General features: G+C 70.4%; 2 protein-coding genes and 1 pseudogene. All 3 read right to left on the bottom strand.

Annotated elements, in window-relative coordinates; translation table 11 throughout:
• On the bottom strand, nt 1-1,654 hold a 1,654-nt coding region (locus tag CCN51_RS50340; RefSeq protein WP_245881867.1), incomplete at its 3' end, for a phytoene desaturase family protein.
• A 271-nt stretch (nt 1,655-1,925) separates the two neighbouring features.
• Nucleotides 1,926-2,894 carry a threonine/serine dehydratase family protein gene (locus CCN51_RS50345; protein WP_014173483.1) on the bottom strand — a complete coding sequence of 323 codons (969 nt, stop codon included), beginning with the start codon at nt 2,892-2,894 and terminating at the stop codon, nt 1,926-1,928.
• Between the two features lie 59 nt (nt 2,895-2,953).
• A pseudogene (locus CCN51_RS58850) lies at nt 2,954-3,052 on the bottom strand (alpha-ketoglutarate-dependent dioxygenase AlkB); the annotation flags it as partial.

Below are 3,052 nucleotides of genomic sequence, written 5' to 3' on the forward strand. Positions count from 1 at the left end.
GGGCGCCGTCGTGGGAGACCCTGAGCGGGTCCCAGTCCGGCCCTCGGTCCGGGAGCCGCGACGGGTCTCCCACGACGGCGCCCTGGTGCACCTCTCCCAGCAGCGGGCGGTCCAGCACTTGGGAGGCACACACCATGCCGCCGGTGGCGGTGCCGCCCACCCCGCTGCCGTACCGGGTGGACTGCCCGACCACATACAGCCCTTCGACGCCGGTGCGCACATCGGGGCGCTTGCCCACGCCGCCCCAGTTGCCAATGCCGTACGGGGTGCCCCCGCTGGCCAGGATGTATCGCTCGTTGGTCAGCGGAGTGGCGGTCTCCAGATGGGTGATGCGGTCCCGGAAGGGGCCGATGACCTTCTCGGCGGTGGCCAGAATCGTGTCGGTGAGCTGCTTCTTCCGCGCCAGATAGGCGGCGTTGCGGCGGTAGCGCTCGCCGTCGGCCGGGCTCTTGTCCACACCCCAGAACTCATGGCCGGGCGGGCAGACCGTCATGATCTGGAAGTTGCTGTGACCCGGCGGGCACACATTGGGCGCGCCGGCGTCCTTGACCGAGGCGAAGGAGAAGATCAGCTGAGGAACCTCCCGCATCTCTTCCTCGATCATCCTCGCGTGCGCCCGCTCCAGGTCGTCGCTGTCGTGCCACCAGATGTTGGCGTTGGGGATGTCGGGCAGCTCCGTGTCCAGCGCGACGTACACCGCGGTCAGCGGACACCGCATGGTCGCTTCCCGGGTCTGTCTGACCAGATGGGCGGGGAAGGCCGCCTCCCCGCCGCACAGGTCGAGGACGGTCCGGCGGTAGTCGGCGTTGGAGATCACCAGCGGCGCCAAGATGCGCTCACCGTCGGCCAGTTCGACCCCCACCGCCGTGTCGTTCTCGATGAGGATACGAGCCACCGCGGTCCGGGTGCGCAGCTCCCCGCCGTGCCCCTCCAGCGCCTCGACCAGGGTGGCCACCAGCACCTGGCCGCCGCCCTCGGGGTAGTAGGCGCCGCGCATGTAGTGGTCCATCAGACCGGCGTGCACGGAGAAGCCGATGTCGTCGGGCAGCGCCCCGTAGTTTCCGTACTGTGCGGCCAGCAGGGTCCTGGCCCTGGGGGAGAACCCGCAGTGGTGGAAGACCTTGCCGAGGGACCGCCGACTCCAGCGCGTCACCTCGGGGTTGGCGCGGTAGAGGTCCACGACGGGCTCGCCCAGCACACTCGCCCGGCTCAGTGCGGTCGCGGTCTTGGAGAGGTCGATGAACGTGTCGATCCCGGCGGCCTCGCCGGGCAGCGCGCGCTTGAGCCTGTCGCGGTAGTTGTCCCAACCCGAGGGCACATCCAGCGTGGTGGTGGGGGTGATCACCCGGTCGAAGCCGCGCTCGTTGTCCATCGGCCGGAAGCGCACCCGGTCGCCGACGCCCAGTCCGGAGAGGATGGCCGGAATGATCCCGTCCGTCCCGCAGTCGCCCAGGTAGTGCGTGCCGACGTCGAACTCGTATCTGCGCCGTCTGCGGAATACATGTGCGTTTCCGCCCGCCACGTCGTGCTGTTCCAGGACCAGTACCCGGCGGCCGTCGGCGGCGAGATAACCGCCGCACACCAGGCTGCCGATACCGCTGCCGACGATGATCGCGTCATAGCGATCCGGCCGCGCCGTTCGGTTCGAGGTCATATCGGCGGTCATCCCAGTCCCCCTGTACGATGCCGCCTGGGCCTCAAGACCAACGTGGATTTATCGGCCCGGCCCAGGACTTAACGACATGAACCACCTGTTCGTGGCTGAATCCTGACTGCAATATAGGGCCCGAGGCGCGAGCCGATGGTGGAAAACTCAAACAAGCGTGGGCGGTCGGGACGGCTGAACGGCCGTCAGCCCAGGTGCCGCCGCAGCGGGGTTGCGTGAGCGCCGTCCATCATGTGGGCGAGGCGACTGATGGGCCGGTTCAGCGCAGGCCGAAGCGGTCCGCCCAGGACATGACGTCCCACGCGGTCACATTGCCACCGCAGACCACGAGCCCCAGCCGGGCGCCGTCGCCCACCCGCTCCAACACCCGCCGCGCGGCCGGGAGGAGGCAGCCGGCGGCCGGCTCGGTCCAGACCTTCGCATGCTCGGCGAGGTCGAGCGTGCCCTGCACCGCCTCGGCGTCCGACACCACCAGTACCTCGGTGACCAACGCGGACACATGGTCGTAGGTGAGCTGGGAGACGGACGGCGCGCTGAGTGTGGAGATGATCGAGGAGAGCGCGACCGGCACCGGGCCGCCCGCGGCCAGCGCCTGGGACATGGCCTCGGCCCCTTCGGTCTCCACCCCCCAGATCCGCACCCCGGGCCGCCGCGCGCGCAGCGCCGCGGCGACCCCGGCGATCAGCCCGCCGCCGCCGATGCTGACCAGCACATCGGTCAGCTCGTCGTCGGTGTCGTCGGCCAGCTCAAGGCCGACGGTGCCCTGCGCGGCGACCACCACGGGGTCGTCGTAGGGGTGCACCAGGGTCAGGCCCTCGGCCTCCAGCTGCGACATCAACGCGAACGCGCTGCCCATGTCGTCCGTCAGCCGCACCAGGGCCCCTGCCTCCTCCGCGATCCGGACGGCGCGGGCGGGCGCCGACTTCGGCATCACGACGGTCGCCTTCACATCCAGGGCGCCGGCCATGACCGCGACCGCGATCCCGTGGTTGCCACCGCTCACCGCCACCATGCCCGCCGCGCGGTCGGCCTCGCTCAGCGACAGGAGCTTCGCCGTCGCCCCGCGCGCCTTGAAGGAGCCGGTGCGCTGCAGCAACTCCAGCTTGGCGGTGACCGGCGCACCGAGCAGAGCGGTCAGGCCCGGGCTCGGCACGGTCGGGGTGCGTACGACATGTCCGGCGATCAGTTCCGCCGCCGACTCGATCGCCTCGATGTCCACGATGCCCATGACGGCAACCACCTTTCCGTGACAGTGCGATCAACACCCTAACCACCCCGCCCCGGCCGTCACGGCGCGTCGCGCAACCCGGTCACCCGCATGGCGATGTTCAGCCGCCCGGTGCGCAGCCCGGTGGCCGGGTCGCCGGTGCCCTCGTGGACCTTGGG

It is taken from the genome of Streptomyces milbemycinicus (assembly GCF_002154605.1).
Taxonomy (GTDB): Bacteria; Actinomycetota; Actinomycetes; order Streptomycetales; family Streptomycetaceae; genus Streptomyces; species Streptomyces milbemycinicus.